At 68.4% G+C, this 15,131-nt stretch carries 11 protein-coding genes; 4 read left to right on the top strand and 7 right to left on the bottom strand.

The genetic code is table 11. The features are described from left to right. The first annotated feature begins 71 nt into the window (after nt 1-71). On the top strand, nt 72-1,133 hold the full coding sequence (locus OG410_RS13450; protein WP_329299351.1) for a beta family protein: 1,062 nt from the start codon (nt 72-74) through the stop codon (nt 1,131-1,133). Between the two features lie 13 nt (nt 1,134-1,146). Here the strand turns inward: OG410_RS13450 and OG410_RS13445 are convergent, their stop codons facing one another. Both OG410_RS13445 and OG410_RS13440 read right to left on the bottom strand, forming a co-directional pair. After that, nucleotides 1,147-1,782, bottom strand: a complete 636-nt coding sequence (locus tag OG410_RS13445; protein ID WP_329299350.1) for a hypothetical protein — start codon at nt 1,780-1,782, stop codon at nt 1,147-1,149. Next, the gene (locus tag OG410_RS13440; RefSeq protein ID WP_329299349.1) at nt 1,779-3,185 is read right to left on the bottom strand and encodes an AAA family ATPase; all 1,407 of its coding nucleotides are present in this window, start codon (nt 3,183-3,185) and stop codon (nt 1,779-1,781) included. Before OG410_RS13440 ends, OG410_RS13445 begins: the two co-directional genes overlap by 4 nt. 257 nt (nt 3,186-3,442) lie before the next feature. Here OG410_RS13440 and pglX point away from each other — a divergent pair, with 257 nt between their 5' ends. Together pglX and OG410_RS13430 are read left to right on the top strand one after the other, a co-directional pair. Continuing rightward, the gene (pglX, locus tag OG410_RS13435; protein ID WP_329299348.1) at nt 3,443-7,060 is read left to right on the top strand and encodes a BREX-2 system adenine-specific DNA-methyltransferase PglX; all 3,618 of its coding nucleotides are present in this window, start codon (nt 3,443-3,445) and stop codon (nt 7,058-7,060) included. Nucleotides 7,061-7,253: 193 nt separating this feature from the next. After that, nucleotides 7,254-10,328 carry an AAA domain-containing protein gene (locus tag OG410_RS13430; protein WP_329299347.1) on the top strand — a complete coding sequence of 1,025 codons (3,075 nt, stop codon included), beginning with the start codon at nt 7,254-7,256 and terminating at the stop codon, nt 10,326-10,328. Between the two features lie 475 nt (nt 10,329-10,803). On the opposite strand, the gene OG410_RS13425 is transcribed toward OG410_RS13430, so the two are convergent. From OG410_RS13425 to OG410_RS13415, 3 genes are all read right to left on the bottom strand, one after another. Next, a complete protein-coding gene (locus tag OG410_RS13425) occupies nt 10,804-10,962 on the bottom strand; it encodes a hypothetical protein (RefSeq protein ID WP_329299346.1) in 159 nt (52 codons plus the stop codon). A 104-nt stretch (nt 10,963-11,066) separates the two neighbouring features. Next, nucleotides 11,067-11,405: a MazG-like family protein gene (locus tag OG410_RS13420; RefSeq protein ID WP_329304111.1), complete on the bottom strand. Its 339-nt coding sequence runs from the start codon at nt 11,403-11,405 to the stop codon at nt 11,067-11,069. A 175-nt stretch (nt 11,406-11,580) separates the two neighbouring features. Beyond that, nucleotides 11,581-12,126 carry a DoxX family protein gene (locus OG410_RS13415; RefSeq protein WP_329299345.1) on the bottom strand — a complete coding sequence of 182 codons (546 nt, stop codon included), beginning with the start codon at nt 12,124-12,126 and terminating at the stop codon, nt 11,581-11,583. A 133-nt stretch (nt 12,127-12,259) separates the two neighbouring features. Between OG410_RS13415 and OG410_RS13410 the strand changes: the two genes are divergently transcribed. Next, nucleotides 12,260-12,586 (top strand): nuclear transport factor 2 family protein, encoded by a 327-nt coding sequence (locus OG410_RS13410; protein WP_329299344.1) that lies wholly within the window; start codon nt 12,260-12,262, stop codon nt 12,584-12,586. Between the two features lie 98 nt (nt 12,587-12,684). Here OG410_RS13410 and OG410_RS13405 read toward each other — a convergent pair whose 3' ends face one another. Continuing rightward, a complete protein-coding gene (locus OG410_RS13405; RefSeq protein WP_329299343.1) occupies nt 12,685-13,479 on the bottom strand; it encodes an ABC transporter ATP-binding protein in 795 nt (264 codons plus the stop codon). Nucleotides 13,480-13,571: 92 nt separating this feature from the next. Then, nucleotides 13,572-15,038 carry an ABC transporter permease gene (locus OG410_RS13400; RefSeq protein ID WP_329299342.1) on the bottom strand — a complete coding sequence of 489 codons (1,467 nt, stop codon included), beginning with the start codon at nt 15,036-15,038 and terminating at the stop codon, nt 13,572-13,574. Nucleotides 15,039-15,131 lie beyond the last annotated feature (93 nt).

The following is a 15,131-nucleotide window of genomic DNA, read 5'->3' as shown; positions in this document are numbered from 1 at the left end:
CCCTTTCCGCCCCCTTCACCCCGGCTCACGCTGATTCGAGACCAGCGCGGGGCAGTGTCGAGGGGGCCGCCATGTCCGGACCGCTGTACGTTCCCGTCCTACCGATCCGCGCCCACGCCGTGGGCGCCGTCAAGGATCTCGCCCCATGGGTCCGTGACCGGACGTCTCCCCTCTGGACGCTGCCGGCGATCGCCGCACAGGACACCCATCAGCTCAAACTGACCGTGGACAAGGAACTCCGACGTGTCGCAACGGTCCAGAAATACACCGCGGCATGGCTGGACGCCCCGCACACAGACCTCACCGCCGCCCCCTATGCGGACCTGCTCCACTCGTACTGGTCCCATACGGCACTCCGCCCTGTCACCGGCCCCGATCTCCCGGCAGCGCACCAGACCGCGGCCGCGGACAGCGCCCTCAACGGTGGCAACGGCCTCGGCATACGCGTCCGGCTCCCCGGCACCTGGACCGACGACCTCGCCGAACGCACCGCCGCCCTGCTCGACAGGACGGATCCCGAGGTGAGGGTGGATCTCCTCCTCGACCTCCAGACCGTGTCCCCTGGCCGTCCCGACGCGGGCAAGGAAGCGCTCCGCGCCCTCGACGCCCTGACCCCGCTCACCTCATGGCGCACGATCGCCGCGCTGTCCGGCGGCTTCCCGGACGAGGTGGACCGGCTCCTGGAAAGAGAGCGTGGCGAAGTGGACCGCGTGGACTGGGACACCTGGCACGAGATACGCACGAGCGGGCGGTCGTACGCGCATCTCGTCCGCTACGGCGACTACGGCACACTCCCCGCCCGCAACATCGGCAGGCCGGTGGACGACGGCGACCGGTCGAGGTTCGGACTGCTCCGGTACACGACGGAACGTTCCTTTCTGCTCGCCAGGTTCTGGGCAGCCAAACGGGGCGAGACCGGAGCGACGCGCGAAGCGGCCGGCTGGATCACGGAACAGCCGGACTATCGGGGCGCGGCGGCGAGCACCGGCGACCGCTGGTATCACCGATGCGCTCTCACCTCGGGTTCAGAAGGCACCGGCAATCCTACGACCTGGAACAAGGTCGGCAACATCCAGCACATGACGTACGTGGTCCGCTGCTTGTGCGGGGACGGGCACACGGAGTGCCCCTGACCTGCGGGAGTGGTCAGCGGCTGCCCAGCGCCTGGCGCAGATCGTGCGTGAACGACTGCCAGGAAGCGAGCCGCTTGACGGGCCCCTCCCGATCCAGCATTTGCAGGAGTCGCGCACGGTTTTCCGGGAAACGAGCCTGGAGCTTCTGCAGACCGCGTCCCTTTTCCTCGCTCGCTGTGGCGATCGCCTGCTTGAGCAGTGCCTTGGGGTCGGCCTCTGACTCCGCCCGGGCCGGTTTCGGAAGTTTGAGTGCCACTTTGCCGCTGGGGTTTCCGGCCACCTCGCGGATCGCCGCCTCGTCGAGCAGCAGCCAGGCCTCCAGCATCCGAACAGGGACGGCGGGCACATGCGTCAGGCCGGGACTCACGGCGGCGACTGCTTCCGCGATTTCTCTGCGGCGGTGGTCCGGCGGCTCGCGGTCGGAGTCGCGGTGGACCACGACGAGGTCGTACTGGTGCCCGCCGTCGCTGAGTTGTTGCGCGGCACGCAGCTTGTCCGCGACCGAGTGACCGGGCTTGTTCGGCAAACGGTTCAGGTCGGGGACCGTCACAAGGATCTCCGTGCCCATCTCTCCGGCGATCGCCTCGATGTGAAAGCGCAGGCCGGTGTCGCTGGATCCCTCACAGAGGTACAAGGCACGAACCGTCACGAGGCGCTCCCCTCAAGCGTCAGCCGGGCCTCCGGCGGACGTGTGAGGTACGCGAGGATGTCGGCCTTGGTGCCATAACCTTTCTCGGCACCGCCGGCCCGCCAGGTGCCGGCGAGCGGCCGCAACCGCAGGCCACGCGCGACCTTGCCCACGCTCCGGGGGACGCTCGCGGTGTCGGCGATCAGCAGGTCGGCCGCGTCCACGAGCTGTACGACACCTGGCGAGTGCGTGTTGATCAGGACTTGCCGGAACAGGTTGTCCTCGTCCACTGGAAGGGAAGGGTCCACCGCCAGATCGCGCACCAGCTCCACCATGGCGGAGAGGTTGGCCGGGTGGATGCCGTTCTCCGGCTCCTCCATGCACAGCAGACCGTGCGCCTGCGGGTCCTCGAGCAGGACGCACAGGGCCAGGAAGCGCAGGGTTCCCTCCGAGAGGCTGCGCGCCGGGAGCACCATGCCGTCGATCTCGTGGAGTTTGATGGTCAGCAGCTCGCGTGTGTCGTCGGCTTCGACGTGCAGTGTCCTGACGTGCAGCCCGGACAGATCCGACAGGCGTCCCGCGACCCGGGAGTAGACCCGGGCCGGGTCGTCAGGGAACTTCTTCCGCGCGATCCGGTCCAGGCTCCGAGGCAGATGCAGACCGTCGGGCTGCATCTCGCTGGGGTCGCGATAGTTGTCGGACGTGCGCAGGGCAGAGGGTTCGAGGGCCAGACGGCGCCACGACTGCATTTCCCGCCTGGCTGCCAGGATGGTCGGATCGTCGTTCAGATTGATGCTGGAGAGCAGGGTCTTGGCTGCCCGGCTCGCGGGTGCCGGACGCGGCTGCCCCTTGCGGCCGCCGTCGGCATGAACACGGATGACGGCGTCGCCCGTCTCAAGAGACGTGGAGATGTAGGGGGCGGATCTGCGACCGCGGATGACGGTGCTTCGGAAGTCTCTGCTGTACGGGCGAAGATGCGAGGCAGCTTCACTCGACCTGATCTGACTGAGGTCCTCGTAAAGCAGCGTCAGTCTGCCGCTCCGCTCCCCGCCCTGCGGCGGCTGATACCCGAGATGGAGCTCGTAGCGGAGGAAGGTGGACGTCGGTTCGGCAAGTCGGCCGAAGTCGTCCTCGACCTCACCCGGGACGATCATTTCCGCGGCGAACTCCATACGGTGTTCGTCGTCCGAGTAACCGTTCCAGAACAGGTCGCGCGCGTCGCCGTGCAGCGTGCCATGAGTACCGCGGACGGCCTGAGCCGCCTCGATCATGGAGTGGTCGGCGAGCAGGCTCAGGAACTGGATCGCGTCGAAGACATTGGACTTTCCGGTGCCGTTCTCCCCCGCGATGCAGGTGAAGGGGCCGAACTCGACCCTGAGGTCGAGCAGGTTCTTGAATCCACTGACTTCGAGCCGTGTCAGCATGTGTCCCCTCGGTGGTCCGACCCCGGTGTGACCTCGGTTCCGCGATGCCCGGTCGCGTCCGGGGCCGGTGCGCACAGAAATGATAGAGCGCCAGGCGGTGACGGTCGGTTCACATCCGGCTCGTGACGGGCGACGGAACCGGGGTGTCGGCCCCGAGAGCTGGCAGGATGTGCCCTGCAGGACAGTGGATCGTGAAGTCATCGACGTACGGAGGAGAGGTCGCCGCTGTGCCTCCGACTGGCGGAGCCGATACGGGGGTGTCCTCGCTGGACAGGCGGGCGCTCACCGCGGGCCTGCGCAAGCAGGTTCGGGCACTGGAGACGGATCTCCTTGAGCGCAGCGACAACGTCGACCAGTACCGCGACCGGCTCCGGGGGGCGTACGAGCAGGAGAGGGCCGCCGGGCGTACCGCCGCCACGTATGGCGCGTGGCGCGACGCATACATCACGCAGGCCGCGGTCGGGTGGGTGCTGGGCACAGTGTTCGTGCGCTACTGCGAGGACAATGAACTCATCGCCCGGCCGTTCCTCGCAGGGCCGGGAGGTCGGCTGGCAGAGGCGGAGGAACGGCAGAGCGCATACCTGGCGCAGCAGCACGGGGCGCACGACCGCGACTGGCTTGTCGAGGCGTTCAAGTATCTGGCGGGGTCCCATGCGGTGATGGCCCGCATCTTCGCACGCGAGCACAATCCCCTCTGGGAGCTGTCACCTTCTCCGCGGGCGGCGACCGGCCTGGTCGCGTTCTGGAGGCAGCGAGGTGAGGACGGCTCCCTCAGGTTCGATTTCACTGATCCGCAACTCGACACCCGCTTCCTCGGGGATCTGTACCAGGACATCAGCGAGGCGTCGCGGCAGACCTACGCGCTTATCCAGACTCCGGAATTCATCGAGGAATTCATCCTGGATGTGACGGCGGATCCGGCCATCGCGGAATTCGGTCTCCAGGGGTTTCGTGCCATTGATCCGGCATGCGGCTCGGGATCGTTCCTCCTCGGACTCTTCGGACGGATTCTGAGCGCCTGGCGGGCGGTTGAGCCCGGCACCCCGGACGATGAGCTGATCCACCGAACCCTGGAATCGGTCCACGGCTGCGATGCGAACCCGTTCGCCGTGAACATCACGCGATTCAGGCTGCTGATGGCCGCCGCACGGGCCAGCGGTTGTCGGATGCTGAACCAAGTGCCGGGGCGAGTGGTCAACGTCGCGGTGGGTGACGCTCTGCTCGACGGCCGTGGCGCCCCTGGCGGGCCGCGGCCGGCCCTTCTCCCCGGTGAGGCGGGCGACGGCGCTCGAAGGCCCGAGGACGTCGGAGAATTCTCCAGAACATGCGACCTCCTGGGGCAGAATTCCTACCACGTTGTAGTGGGTGAACCTCCCTATATTTCCGTGCGCGACAAGGTAAAAATCGCCGCTTACAGGGAATCCTATGATGTGGCTTCCGGGATGTTCCCGCTTTCGCTTCTTTTTGTGGAACGCATGTTCCGGCTGGCGGTGCGGAAACATAAGGGAACTTCCGCAGGCTATGTCGGGCAGTACACATCCAGCTCTTTCACTAAGCGCGCCTTCGGCGAGAAGCTGATCGAAGAGTTCCTTCCGCGTGTCGGACTTACCCATGTCATCGACACCTCAGGCGCCTATGTGCCGGGCCATGGGACACCGACCCTGATTTTGATCGGCCGGAACGACCCGACCCTGAGTGATGCACCGGTGCGGTCCGCATTGGGTGTGCACAGCGAACCGAGCGTGCCGGCCAATCCGGCCGAGGGGATGGTGTGGAGGTCGATCCTCGACCAGATCGACCGGCCTGGCAGCACTTCGGAATGGGTGAGCGTCGAGGACGAGCCCCGTCACCGCTTCGCGCGTTTCCCGTGGACCATGGCGGGTGGTGGGGCGACGGATCTGATGGATCTTCTGTCGGGAGCCCCCGGGCGGTTGGCCGACATTCTCTCCGGCCCGGCCCGCATCGTCGCCGACCCAGGAGAGCAGAGCGTCTTCGATCTTGGTCGGCCCTGGTTCACCCGGCACCCCGACGCGGCGGGTCTGGGCCTGGACCTCGTGACGGGCGAGTCCGTGCGGGACTGGCGTACGGAAGCCGTGGGGGAAGTTCTGGCCCCCTATGACGGGGACGGTTCACCGCTTCCCCTGGACCTCCGTGCCTCGTGGGGGCGTCACCTCTGGTCGATGCGGCAGGTTCTCCGCGCGGCCGCCGGGCCGCGGGAATCGTCGCAGAGCCGGCCCTGGTGGACCTGGCGGCGCCGGCTCCCCGAGCGTCATAGGGGCCCGCTGATCACGTTCGCCGCCGTGGCCACACACAATCACTTCGTGCCGGTACGCGGCGAAACGGTGTACAGCCGGACCGCGCCCGTACTTCAACTTCCTGCCGACACGGGGGAGGAGGCGTACCTCGGTCTGCTCGGAGTTCTCAACTCGTCCACGGCCTGCTTCTGGCTCAAGCAGACCAGCCACAGCAAGGGGGTCGCTGGGGCGACCCTCTCCTCGCCGGGTGAGGAATGGGCGAGTATCTATAACTTTGTGCCGAAATCTGTTCTCCAGCTTCCCCTTCCCTCCGACGCTCCCCGGACTCGGCCGCAGGAACTGGCCAGACTGGCCAGCGCTCTTGATGCCGCGGAGCCGAGCGCGGTCTGCGCGGATCGGCGTACGCCCAGCCGTAGCACGCTGGACGCGGCGAGAACCGCTTATGAGCAGACCAACCACGAGATGGTTGCCCTTCAGGAGGAACTGGACTGGGACGTCTATGGCTCGTACGGGCTGCTGTCCGCCGATGAGCGGGCGAGGCTGACCACCCCGCCGGCCTTCGAACTCCCCGCGTTGAGGCCGGGGGAGCGCGCGTTCGAGATCGTATGGGCTCGCAGGGTCGCCGACCGTACGGCCTCGCGGTCCTGGTTCGAGGAGCTGCGCTGGTTTGAGAGGCATGGAGTCACACCGGTGACCGACGTCCCGAATCATTGGCCGGCTGCCTACCGGGACGTTGTGCAGGCCCGGATCGACGCCATCGAGTCCCGTCCGGTGATCGCCCTCGTCGAGCGTCCGGAGTACAAGCGGCAGTGGCTGACAGAGCCATGGAAGAAGCGCGAGGAGCGAGCACTGCGCTCCTGGCTGCTCGACCGTTGCGAGGACGAACGGCTCTGGTTCGAGGAGAAGAACAGTGAAAGGCGCCCGTGCCCCCGAACAATCGGCCAGCTGGCGCGGGAACTCGGCGACGACGCCCAGGTCTGCTCCACAGCCGCCCTGTACGCGGCCGACCACCTAGGGCGGCGGAAGGCCACGCTCGCAGAGGTGCTGGCCGTGATCCTGGACGGTGAGCAGGTCCCGTATGCGGCAGCGCTGCGGTACAAGGAGTCGGGACTGCGTAAGCGTGCGCAGTGGGAGCAGGTCTGGGAGCTTCAGCGTCGCGAGGACGAGACGGGCGATGCATTGGGGATTCCCATCCCGCCCAAGTTCGCGAGCGTCGATTTCCAGCGTGCGTCCTATTGGTCGATCCGACGCAGGCTGGACATTCCCCGGGAACGCTTTATCTCCTATCCCGACGCTGCGGCGGAGGGTAACGGCTCGCTGCTCGGCTGGTCCGGCTGGAGCGACACGGATCGGGTTCGCGTCCTGTTCGATCTGATCACTGTGCGCCGACAGGAGCCTCGTCCGAGCGTGTACCGGATCGCTCCTCTGCTGGCCGGGATCCAGGAGCTGCTCCCCTGGGTGCGCCAGTGGGGGACGGGTTCGGAGCCGGGGCCGCAGGCCGACCTGGCTGGGGCACTCCAGCGTGAGTTCGACGACCTCCGCGCTACCTTCGGGCTCAGCGTCCACGACTTGGCCTCCTGGCGGCCGCGGCGCCCCGCATCCAAGCGCGATGACCGGTAATTCCGGGTGGACTCCGCCTGAGCCTGTTCGGTCGGTGAGCGGAGTCGGCGCAGCGCTCTGTTTGCAAGCTGAAGCTTCGTCCGTGGCGCGCAGTCCCCGTTTGGCCGGATCAGAATCTTCACCCCGTGGAAGGGCATAAAGTCCGGCCGGATGGCGATGCCTTGCGTATGCAACTGGAACAGGGGGATCACGTATGACGGGGGCCGAGCCGGGCCATCCGGTCGGTGAACTGATGCGAGCCGCCCGGCTGGAAGTCGCGGCGGAACTGCGCAGCGATGGAGGCAAGGGCCCGAAGGCATCCTTGCGGGAGGGGCGCAAGACGTCCCGGGCGGGCGAGAGGCAGGAATACGAGTTCCAGTGCAAGCGCTGGCCCGGTGCCCTGAACGGAAAGCCGCTGCTGATACGTGCCTCCCGGTCGCGTGGCAGCTGGGCGCCGGCGGAAGTCGTACCGCTGTCGGAGCAGAAGATCCAAGTCGTCACCGAGGCCGATCTCGGGCCGAATCCGGTGCAGGCGCAGGTCAGAGTTGATGATTCCGCCACGTGGCGGGTCCTGGTGGAGCGCCTGGCCACGGTCGGCGAGGAGAACCACCCGGTGCGACTGGAGAGCGCCGGCTGGATGATCGGCCGAGGCAGCCCGAAGGTCGCACGCGAGGCCGAGCCGGGCCGTTGGGTTGCCAACTGGCCCTCGCTGAAGCTCAATTCGCGTCAACGTCAAGCCGTGGAGCAGGCCCTCGCCAGCGAGATCACGTTCTTGTGGGGGCCGCCCGGAACCGGCAAGACCGATGTGATCGCCCACATCGTCGAGGGCAGTTGTCGGCAGGGGCTCAATGTCCTCTTCCTCGCTCCGACAAAGGTCGCCGTCGACCAGGCGCTCGAGCGGATCTGCGACCTGCTGGCCGGTGAGAACGGCTTCGGGGTCGGTCTGGTCCAGCGAGCCGGGGACATCGACGTCGATTCGCTGCGGGACCGCTACGGCGAGTATGTGGAGCCGGAGCGCATCGCGGCTCGCCTTTCCGCGCAGCTGCAGAGCCAGTTGACAGAATGGAACGCCGCACTGGCTGACGTACGCGCAGGCATCGCGCTCTACGACCGGACACGAGGTCTGGAGGAGGATCTCGCCGAGGCTCGCACGGCTTACGAGAAGGCGGGCAGGGCAGCGCAGAGCGCCCGGCAGATGTACGGCGCGGCGCAGACCGCAGCCGGGCAACTCGCCCTCCGCATGCAGGACATAGGACAGCCGACGGGCTGGCGCGCCGAGCGGAAGCAGGCCAAGCTCGATGACGCCCTCTCGGAATTCCAGGCAGCCAACCAGCGGGCCTCCGAAGCGAAGAACGCCGAGACCGCGGCGCAGTCTGCCCAGAGCAGGGCTCTAGCCGACATCACCCGCATGAGAGCGGACATCACACAGCTCACCCCTAAACTCACCGGACTTCCGACCCGCCCGGACCTGGTGAAGCAGGCCGACGCCCTGCAGCAGAGCATCGACGCGGCGGAGGCTGAGCTGCGCCGCATCACCGGTGCTGTACGCGCGAACTGCCGGGTGCTGGGAACCACCGTGGCCAAGGCCGTCCAGTCGCGTTCCCTGCTCCAGCGCACCGATGTCGTGGTGATCGACGAAGCGGGCATGGTCGACCTGCCGTCCGCCTGGTACGTGGCCGGTCTCGCCGGCAAACGCGTCGTCGTGGCCGGGGATTTCAGGCAGCTGCCCGCTATCACCAAGGCGGCCGACGACAAGGCCGCGACCCGTGACGACCAGGCCCATGCCCGCTGTTGGTCGGCGACAGACGCCTTCCGTGCCGCCGGGCTGGTCAGCCCGTCCGGGACCGTCCTCGAGCACCCTCGGCTCGTCGCGCTCAACACCCAGTACCGTATGAGGCCGTCGATCTGCGCCCTCGTGAACGCGGTGGCCTATCCCGACGCCCCGCTGACCACAGGCCGGGACGACGAGAGCCGTATCCCGTTCAACACCCTCGTCGACGCACCGATCATGATGATCGACACCTCACGGCACCGCGTTCCCGGCCCCAGCCACCTCAGCAATCCCGTCCACACGGCCGTCGTGCACGAACTCGTCCGAGGACTCCAGTACGACGGTGTCCTACCCGGCCGGAAATGGCAGAACGTCCCGCCGGGCGAACGGGCGACGGACCGCCTCGCGGTGATCACTCCCTACAACGACCAGGTCAAGGCCATCGGGCAGACCCTCACCGAACGCTTCGGAGCCGAGCACGAAGGCCTGGTCGCCACCGTGCACCGCTTCCAAGGCAGCCAGCGGCCGGTCGTCGTGCTGGACACCGTGGCCGGTTCCGGCGATCGCCTCGGACGGTTCTACGGGGAGACGGGCCTCGACTCGCAGACGTGCCGACTCCTGAACGTCGCCCTGAGCCGCGCTCAGGACCACTTGGTCGTGATCGCGGACGTGGAGTTCCTGCGTCAGAAGCTCCCCGCGCTCAGCGAGGCGCTGGTGATGCTCGACCACGTGGAGGCGCACGCGCAGACCCTCTCCGTGGATCAGCTGATCCCGATCAGAAGCGCGGCCGACCTCGCCAAGTTGCCGCAGGAAGAGCTGACCCGCCCGGCCTTCTTCCCCGCCGACCAGGTGGACCGGGCGGTGCGTTGGGACATCGAACGGGCTGCGACCCGCATCGATATATACACCTTCCTGCTGTCGCCGACCCGGGTACGTCAGTGGGCGAAGCTCTTCGCCGCGCGGGCCGCAGCGGGCGTCGAGATCGTGATCCACACCCGTTCTCCGCTGGAGCAGCGAGACCCGTCCGGGGCAGAACGGCACCAGAGCCTCGTCGATCAGCTCAAGTCCATGGGCTGCACGGTTGCTTATCGGGAGCGCATGCACGAGAAGGTCTTCATCGTGGACGACACCGTGCTCTGGCACGGCTCTCTCAACCTGCTGGCGGCCATGGGCCCGACCGACCTCATGATGAGGCTGGAAGATCCCGAGTCGTGTGCTCAGGCGCGGAAGGTGATGGACCAGGCCCGCATGGAGAGGCCCGTCTATCAGCCACAGAGCCAATCGCGGACCGAGGGGAGGGCGGGCCGCGGTGGAGGAAGGAACCCTGGCAAGGAAGAGGGAGTGGAGGTGGGAGCCGTCGTCTGGGGCCGTCTGTATCTGAACGTTCCCTTCCGGCACAAGGACGAGGCCAAGCAACAGCTGAAGGCCCGTTGGGATGGGGACAACGAGCTCTGGTACGTGGACTCGGGCAGCGTCTCCCGGGACAAGCTCGAGCGCTGGCTGCGCCCCAAGCGCTGATCTCTACGAAGGGTTGGGACTGAAGTTGATGGGTGAGGGGTTCGGGCCAGGCAAGCACGGCTTTGCCCGACAGAACTCGGCGGCGATCCGAATGCTCATCACGGGGGAGTGCGCGGAGCACTGCAGTTACACCGGCGGGGCGACCCGCAGGGCCGCAGAGTTCCTGGCGGGACTCTCCACATGCTGATCACCTCGGGGAGGACAGGGCCCGGTGCCGACGAATCCGGTGCAGGGCCCTTGCGTGGGGTCTATCTGCGTCTGGCCGAGTCGTTCACCAAGCAGACTGGCGACGCGGTCCATGAGCGGTTCGTCGGCTTGCTGCTGAGAATCCGTGACCGTCACTGTCCCCGGCGTACAGCCCGACTCGTCTGCCGCAGACTGCGGCTTTGCCTGGCAAAGGGCCTCCGACCTGGGTCGGAGGCCCTTTCCCATGTCCGCCGCCCAAGAAGCCCGGGCCGGCGAACCGCTCCTCGGATCACAGGCGCTGAGCGGGCGGTGAGTCGTAGCGGAACTCGATTCCGCACAGCAGAACGGTCTGGCCGGGAGGGCAGATGATCTCGCGTTCCGGCCGGTCGGCGGTGCGGCAGCGCAGACGGATGGGGGGCCGCTGGCCCAGCGGGCCCGGCACGCTCATGATGCGCACCGTGCCGGTGCTCTCCAGCAGGGAGGAGAGGTCGGCCGTGACCTCACGGCGTCCCTGCTGGTGGCGTCGGTGAACAGCGCAGGTCGCCGCGGGCGTTACCGGTCGGTCCGGCGAAATTCCGCTCCCTGTACGGGCGTTGACGGATCGTCGAGCGAGCGGTCGGCCACGGACGCCAGACGGGCGGTGAAGACCTCACGCGCGTCCGGCGCGAGTGTGCGCAGCGCCACCATCGCCGTGATCACGACGTCGCACAGCTCCGACCGGACGTCGTCCCACGTGTGGCTCACGCCCTTGCGCGGATTTTGGCCCGTCGCGCCGATCACCACCTGGGCGACCTCGCCGACCTCCTCCGACAGCTTCAGGACGCGCAGCAGCAGTCCCTCGCGGCCGCCGTGCGCCCGGTCGGCGTCCAGCCAGGCATGCAGCCGGTCGATCGTCTCCCAGGGGTCCGTACCGTCGCTGGCCCGCTCTGCCGAAGCCCCGGACGGACCACCGCCCGGGGCGTCCCGGGCAGGATCGGCGATGTCGGCGCCGGTATGTCCGGCCTGGTCGTCGTCCGCAGCGTGGTCAGCCCCGGGGCGAGCATCCCCGGGGCCGCGGGGACGGCTCCTACTCGTCGAACAGGGCTTCCTGCATGCCCTCCCGTTTCGCGCGCACCCGCCTGTTCCGGACGCCCACGACGACCGCGGTGACCGCGGCCGTCGTACCCAGCGCGATCGGCACCATCCAGCCGCGGTTCACCGCGTGGCCCATCAGATGGTCCAGAGACAACCGGCCCGGACCCGTCACCGCGAGGCCCGCCGCCGCCAGGCCGAGCGAGGCCGTGTACTCGTAGCCACCGCTCTGCGCGAAGAACCCGTTCGGTACGTGCACGGCCGCCGCGCCCGCCATCGCGCCGGCCGCCGCCGCACCGGCCGCGGGTGTGGCGAGGCCCAGCGCCAGCAGAGTGCCGCCCCCGGCCTCGGCGAGGCCCGCGGCCGTGGCGCTGGCCTTCCCCGGCGCGTACCCCATGGCCTCCATGGCCTGTCCGGTGCCCTCGATACCGCCGCCGCCGAACCAGCCGAACAGCTTCTGCGCTCCGTGCGCGGCCAGGACACCGCCCGTGCTCAGACGGAGCAGCAGCAGTCCCAGATCACGCCGGTCGATACAGGTCACGGTGACTCCCAGTCCAGACGGCGGCAACGGTTTCCTCCCGGGTGACCACCGTCGCACCGATCGAACGGGGCCGACGGGCGCTGCGCCGCCGTTCGGGTGGCGGGTGCGGGGAGCCGGTGTGAGGGTGACTCCCATGACCATTCAGGTAACGCGCCTCAGCGACCCGGCGGTCCGGGCCTTCGTCACCGCGGTGAACGCCCATGACCAGGACGCCTTCGAGGCGCTTCTCGCGCCGGGCGCCACCATGTCGGACGACGGCTCCGACCGTGACCTCGGGGACTGGACCGACCGGGAGATCTTCTCCTCGCGCGGCCATATGGACGTCGACAACGAGTCCGACGAGGGGCGTTCCCTCCTCGTGCGGTACCGCAACGACACCTGGGGCGAGATGAAGACCAGGTGGAGCTTCACCGTCGACGACGGCGGCAGGATCAGCCGCTTCGAGACCGGCCAGGCGTGAACGCCGACGGGCCGTTCACCGAGGTTCGGTGAGCGGCCCGGAGGCGCGGGGAGCGCGAGGCGTGGGGGTGAGCGCGGAGGCCGGGGCCGCCGTCGGGCTCAGTGGCCCTGGGCGGCCCCGTACTGTTCCTGCGCGTACTGCGCCTCCGCGTACCCCTGCGGCGTGAACTGCTGCTGCGGGGCCGGGTGTCCGGCCCTCTCGGAGACGGCCCGGCGGGCACCCTGCTCGGTCAGGCTGATCTGCCCGGCCTTGATGGTCGCGAGGCGCGGCGCGCGGCGGGCGATGGACGAGTCGTGGGTCACCATGATGAAGGTCAGCCCGTACTCGTGCCACAGCCCTTCGAGCAGGCCCATGATGTCGTCGCGGGTGCCCTCGTCGAGGTTGCCGGTCGGCTCGTCGGCGAGCAGCACCTTGGGCTTCTTGACCAGGGCCCGGGCGATGGCCACGCGCTGCTGCTGACCTCCGGACAGCTCGGTCGGGACGTGCGTGAGCCGTTCCCCGAGGCCGACCGAGCGGAGTGCCTCGGCGGCCCGCTCGCGCCGCTCGGCGGGCTTGACCCCGAGGGGGACGAGGGCGGTCTCGACGTTCTCCTGCGCGGTCAGCGTCGGGATGAGGTTGAACGACTGGAAGATGATGCCGATCTTCTCGGCCCGCAGCCGGGTCAGCTTGGCCTCGCTGATGGTGGCGAGGTCCACGCCGTCCAGCTCGACGCTGCCGGAGGTCGGCCGGTCGAGCCCGCCGATCATCTGGAGCAGCGTCGACTTGCCGCCGCCCGTCGGGCCCTGGATGACGAGCTGGTCGCCGTCCTCGATGGTGAGGTCGACGCCACGCAGGGCATCGATCGTCTCCTTGCCCCGCGTGTAGCGCTTGGTGACGCCGGTGAGCTTGTACATGAGGTTTCTCCGAGGATGAAGGGGGTGGGGCGCCGCGGCCCGGGGGAAGTGGCCGCGGCGCCCCGGCTCAAGGGGTGTGGCCCGGGGGCGGGTTACGAGACGCTGCGGAGCGCGTCCGCCGGGCGCATCCGGGAGGCGCGCCAGCCGCCCATCGCGCCGGCGATCAGACCGCCGGTGACGGCCAGGCCCACGGCGAGCGCGATGGTGGTCAGCGAGACCGGAGCGGTGAGCGCGATGTCGATGGTGTTCTTGGCCGCGGAGGCCGCCTGTCCGCCGGGACCGCCACCGCCGGGACCGCCGCCCATGCCGCCACCGCCGCCGGTGGAGCCGAGCTCCGCCGTCAGCTTCGGGCTGATCGCGGTGACCGTGTAGGCCGCGCCGAGCCCGAGGGCGATACCGAGGACGCCGCCGAGCAGGCCGTTCACGATGGACTCGCCGACGACCTGACGGGTGACCTTGCGGGAGGGCCAGCCGAGCGCCTTCAGGGTGCCGAACTCGCGCACCCGGCGGGAGACGGCGGAGGAGGTGAGCAGCGCCGCGACCAGGAACGCGGCGACCAGGACAGCGATGGACAGCCACTTGCCGACGCTCGTGGCGAGGTTCGAGGCGGTGGACAGCGAGCCGGAGACGGTGTCCGCGAGGTCCGCGGAGGTGGTGACGGTCGTCCCGGAGATGTTCTTCTGGATGGTCGTCTTGACCGTGGAGATCTGCTTCGAGTCGGTCGCCTTGACGTAGATCGTGGTGACCTTGTTCTTGGCGTCACCGAGCGTCTGCGCCTGCTTCAGCGGCACGTAGACGTCGGTGGTCGACTCGCTGCTGTCGGGCGTCGCGATGCCGATGACCTTGTACTTGGCACCGGAGATCTTGAAGGTCGAGCCGACCTTGTACTTGTTCTCCTTGGCGTACGACTTGCTGAGCACCGCGACCTTCGCGGAGGTCTGCGCGGCCGTGAACGTCTTGCCCGTGGTGATCTTCGAGGTGGCCAGCGGACCGAGGTCCTGCTGGGTCACGTCGACGCCCGCGACGGAGTAGGAGTTCACGTCGAAGGAGGCGCCGCCGCCCTGCACCTGCGGCGCGCCGGTGCTGCCGCTCTGGCCGCCGGGTCCGCCCTGCTGACCGGAGCCCGAGGTGGTGGACTTCGCCTTGCCCTGGGTGAAGGAGCCGTCGACCTTGGTGACGTTCAGGCTCAGCGCGCCCACCGCGCTCGCCACGCCCTTCTGTGCCGCGACCTCGGTGACGAGCGAGGACTTCAGGGACTGTCCTCCCTGGGTCATCACCCGGTCCGAGCTCTGTGTCTTGCTGCTGTCCGACTTGGCGTCGAAGTCGAACTTCGGGCGGCCCGACGAGTTGCTCGACGGGGCCGCCTGCGCCTTGGTGACCGTCATGTCCGTGCCGAGCCCGTACAGCGACTTCAGGACCTTGTCCTGAGCCTGCTGCATGCCGGCCGACACCGAGTTGACGGTGATGACCAGCGCGATACCGAGCGCCAGACCCATGGCGATCACCAGCGCCGCCTTCTTGCGCCGGCTCAGCTCACGCTTGAGATAGATGCCAAACATCCCGTTCCTCAAAGGTTCTTGGCGCCCCTGTGGGCGCGGCCAAAAACTATGGAGAAACCTTTGAGCCGGGCTGAGTAAGAGATGTGTGAGGGC

Source organism: Streptomyces sp. NBC_00659, from assembly GCF_036226925.1.
In the GTDB taxonomy this organism is placed as follows: Bacteria; Actinomycetota; Actinomycetes; order Streptomycetales; family Streptomycetaceae; genus Streptomyces.
Note: the sequence above shows the minus strand (reverse complement) of the source record. Positions and strands in the feature narration are given on the sequence as shown.